General features: G+C 34.8%; 2 protein-coding genes and 2 pseudogenes. 1 reads left to right on the top strand and 3 read right to left on the bottom strand.

Annotation, left to right across the window (positions count from 1 at the left end; translation table 11 throughout):
• Positions 1-105: pseudogene (locus JMW90_RS13830) on the top strand (IS5/IS1182 family transposase); the annotation flags it as partial.
• 393 nt (positions 106-498) lie between these two features.
• Here JMW90_RS13830 and JMW90_RS13230 read toward each other — a convergent pair.
• The 3 genes and pseudogenes from JMW90_RS13230 to JMW90_RS13220 all read right to left on the bottom strand — a co-directional run bounded on the left by JMW90_RS13230 (position 499) and on the right by JMW90_RS13220 (position 4,017).
• On the bottom strand, positions 499-1,473 hold the full coding sequence (locus JMW90_RS13230; RefSeq protein WP_201564717.1) for a polysaccharide pyruvyl transferase family protein: 975 nt from the start codon (positions 1,471-1,473) through the stop codon (positions 499-501).
• 40 nt (positions 1,474-1,513) lie between these two features.
• Positions 1,514-1,763: pseudogene (locus tag JMW90_RS13225) on the bottom strand (IS5/IS1182 family transposase); the annotation flags it as partial.
• A gap of 301 nt (positions 1,764-2,064) precedes the next feature.
• On the bottom strand, positions 2,065-4,017 hold the full coding sequence (locus JMW90_RS13220; RefSeq protein ID WP_201564716.1) for an acyltransferase family protein: 1,953 nt from the start codon (positions 4,015-4,017) through the stop codon (positions 2,065-2,067).
• Positions 4,018-4,163 lie beyond the last annotated feature (146 nt).

Genomic DNA, 4,163 nt, shown 5'->3' with positions numbered 1-4,163 from the left:
AAATTATTCAAGATCGTGGCTCATAAATATCGCAACCGTCGTCAGCGCTATGATCTTAGAATGAAGCTGTTTGCTGGTATCGTTAATTTCGAGCTTAATCTATGACTTTTGCAAGAGGTCTAATGAAGCTGTTTGCTGGTATCGTTAATTTCGAGCTTAATCTATGACTTTTGCAAGAGGTCTATTAAGTACGCATTTACCCTTAATAATATGATTCTTCATAGATTTTTATTGAGATACAATTTTCAGATTTATCGATTAAGAAATCAACAAATCTTAATTAAGTTAGTAGCGATTAATGAGGTTTTATTTTCAACACTAATAAACGATCTATAGATTATTTATTAAAAGATAATAGCCGTTCCATTTTCAAATGGTTTTATGTTCTTCGCTTTAATTTTATGTATTGGGAGAATGAGTCGCACCGATATTATCGGAGATTCAACATATTAACAAACTCGACACTAATACAACAAAGGAAGCTGCTACTTACTTTTTTTAAACCATATTTTCCCTATTCACGTATGCTTCAAAAACTCCAAATATTAACTTTTCATCATACAATTTGTCGGGTAACGTTGCCTTTTCCGCTATCATTTCAAAATCTAAATTTTTGACTTCTTCCATCGTGACCTTAAGATGTGAAGCTTGTGATTCATTTATAGTAGAAAAGAAATCTTTAAATTTAAACTCATTCCCTCTCAAATTGTTATCAATAACCTCTAACCATACCCAAGGTACGCCGTAGGCCTGAGCAACTATAAGTCCATGTAATGATGTAGAGATACATACAGATGATGAGCTAATTGAATCTACAACTGTTTCCATATCCCTCTGCACATCTATAACTTTTAAGTTTTCTTTGTCCATAATATTTTCTAAAAAATGCAGTTTGTGTATGTAATGGGGGCAAATACCAATTTTTTTAGAACCACTTATTACAGGTTTATAGATTAAGGGTAAGATGAGAGCGGGGTCACCATAGACACTTTTATCAGGAATATTTATACCAGCTTCTGATAAACATTTAGCAGTCTCATGCCCTCTAATTGATAAAATCTCTGGACTATACTTTTTAATATTTTCTATCTGCGCTTCTGTCGGTCTATCTATTAAACCACTACCCCATATCACCATATTATTTCTATCTATCATATGTATGATACTGCCAACAGCCATAATACCAGAATGCCTCAAACCCCTGATATTTAAAACGGGTTTACCAACTATCTTAGAGGTTAAATATGGACCGATAAAGTCACCAAAATTGGGCTTAGTATCCCAATAAAATACTGGAATCAACCCTTCTATATTATTCAAATCAATTAAAACACTATTGTTTTCAAAATATAACTTTATTGGAGTATCTGTATACAAATAATCCTTAATACTTATACGCGTTTTTTCTGAAATTATTGTTCTAGCTAAGCCACTACGTTTTAAAGTACTTAAAAAATATTGTATATACTTCATTTTATTTTATCCAAAATTAATATTAGGGTCTGTTGAACATTCAAAGTTTTAGCCAGATGTAAGCACCAGCGAGAGCGACCGTATTTCCATAAATTTTCTTGAGCTTATCAAATCTTGTTGCAACTTCTCTATAGCTTTTTAGCTTAGCAAAGGCATTTCCTACTAAGTGTCTTATTTTTCATAAATGCCAGTCCATATGGTTATTGGTGGACTTAGTGTTCTGTTTACAGGGATATTATCATAGCTTACCCTGCTTGCTCAATATGTTCTCGTAGCATCTCAGAATCATAATCTTATGGTCACTACCAATCAAATTTTAGGTGGTGTTCTAAAAAGTATGCTAGCGATAAAAGTAGATAAGAAATCTATACTAAGTTCTCTGATTCTACAGGGTTTTTAAGGTTTTAAGCATTGTTCAAATTTTAATCAGCATACTTTTTGACACACCACTAAATTTTATTCAATTACATTGTAACAGGAAAGTATTATTGCAATCATAGTAACTGCACTAAAACTGCCAACACAATCAGACCGTTAATATACTTTCTAAACTTAATACCAGTCAACCCCAAAACTAGTGGCTAATAGCTATTAATGCTCAAATAATTCATCATAGATAGGTGAAATAACTTTTGAGCCATAGCTGCTTAGATGATCATCATCATAATAGACTGGAATACCATCAATATCCCCGTAGCAGTACTCACTATCACATAGATAAGGGAGAGGGTTCAAAACCTTAGCCCCACATCGTTCTGCTGCTATATCTTGCATTTCAAACTCTCGAGCTTGGCGCTGCTTGTATTCATCAATCGTTATTCGAACATGTTCTTGACTGTCATCAAAATCTAAAGTTGAATCTCTAAACATTGTTAAAGGTACATCCTCTTTCATTTCAGGCGTTGGTCTCACTAAGTAGACAGGATTGTTTTGAGAGAATTCACAAATAGTGTCTACCATATGCGCTGTTAAATTGTCTTTATATTCGTCATTTCTTTCAGTGAACACATAGTCTACAAAGTAAGTTGGAGGTGTTAATTCAGAGTTATCATCTTCATTTTTCCCATCTAAATATAAGGAAGTTCTATTGATAATAATTACAGGAACATTCGGATATTTTTGCGCTGCAACATCAATAGCAGTTGACGCTACTTTCGTACATCTATCAATATGTTTTTTACTGATAGCATCAATCTTGTATACGTCCTCTATCGTAGGGCATGCTGATAGTGCTAAGCTTAAAATGCTACCATCTTGTAGCGCAGCTCTATTACCAATGGCAACCATTTGAGCTTCTGCATGACTATCTCCAACAACTATTGCTTTTACGGGACCAGCACCATAAATACACTCTGGAAATGCACTATTCTCAAACTTATCACACTCTGGCTGTCTAGGATTTGTTTGTTCCTGTTCTACTATAGCTATCTCGTCTGCTGGTAAACGATAAGGTATAAAAGATGGGTATCCCATAGCTAGTGCGCTTCCTAATAGCCCTACACTTCCTGCAATATATATTGGTTTACTTCCAAAATAACTAAGCAAGCTAGAAAAGTCGTTTTTAAACTTGATTTTCTCAACATATTTATAGCTCAAGAAGCCTAGGATTACAGAGAATATCATACCCAAATAAATGTAGTATTCAGGCAATGAGAATACGTAAATAGCGACCACAAAAGGCCAGTGCCAAAGGTAGATAGAATAAGACCAACTACCTAGCTTTTGTAAGACTATATTGCTAGTAACGATACTATTATTGCACTGGGCTTGTAGAATAAAAAATGAGCCTAGGACTGGGAACAAAGCTAAATAACCAGGCCATGGATTATCGGCTGATATAAAAAAGTAGGAGCCGATGACTAAAGATAAGCCTGTCCACTCTACAAGCTTTTTCCTATTCTCTTGCAAGGTAAAAGGATAAAGATAAGCTACACCGCCAAGCATCATCTCCCACGCTCTAGTAGGTAGTAGAAAATAAGAAGCACTAGGCCATCTATAACTAGCGAACACACAGAAAATAAAGCCTAGCCCTGTTCCTATTAGCAACATTACTTTCATAATCTTGAGCGACATAAACTTGCGCATAGCAACTAGTATTAATGGGTAAATAATATAAAATTGCCATTCAACAGATAATGACCAGCTATGTAATAGCCATTTCTCATGAGAGGCAGCATCAAAATAACCTGCTTCTTTCCAATAAACGAAGTTAGAAACAAAACTTACACTGCTTGCAGCATGTTTACCTAATGCTTTATATTCCAGTGGCGTTAGATAAAACCAGCCAAAAATAAGCAACACCAGACATAATAATGCCAGTGCGGGAATAATCCTATTTGCACGCGCAAAGTAAAACTTAATAATAGAGAAGTTACTTTGTTCAATTCCTGTAAATATTATTCCCGTCATTAAGAACCCTGAAATGACAAAGAAAACATCAACGCCAGCAAAGCCACCTGGCATCCAAGAAGCGTTAAAGTGAAATAGCACTACTGAAATGACGGCGACTGCTCTAAGACCGTTAATATCTTTTCTAAACTTCATACAAACATAATCCAAATAATAGACCTCTTGCAAAAGTAGCAGAGTGTTTTAAAATAACTAATACACTCACAACTGGCTAGGAATCATGCCAAACATAGATAAGCTACTCAAACAAAGTGACGCTGGTTTTAAACGCTATACCACAT

This window comes from Psychrobacter glacincola (assembly GCF_904846215.1).
Taxonomy (GTDB): Bacteria; Pseudomonadota; Gammaproteobacteria; order Pseudomonadales; family Moraxellaceae; genus Psychrobacter; species Psychrobacter glacincola.
Note: the sequence above shows the minus strand (reverse complement) of the source record. Positions and strands in the feature narration are given on the sequence as shown.

What these genes read in the sequence shown, in the direction of transcription:
- JMW90_RS13220 (WP_201564716.1), bottom strand. Translation starts at nt 4,017, where the DNA reads ATGAAGTTTAGAAAAGATATTAACGGTCTTAGAGCAGTCGCCGTCATT.
- JMW90_RS13230 (WP_201564717.1), bottom strand. Translation starts at nt 1,473, where the DNA reads ATGAAGTATATACAATATTTTTTAAGTACTTTAAAACGTAGTGGCTTA.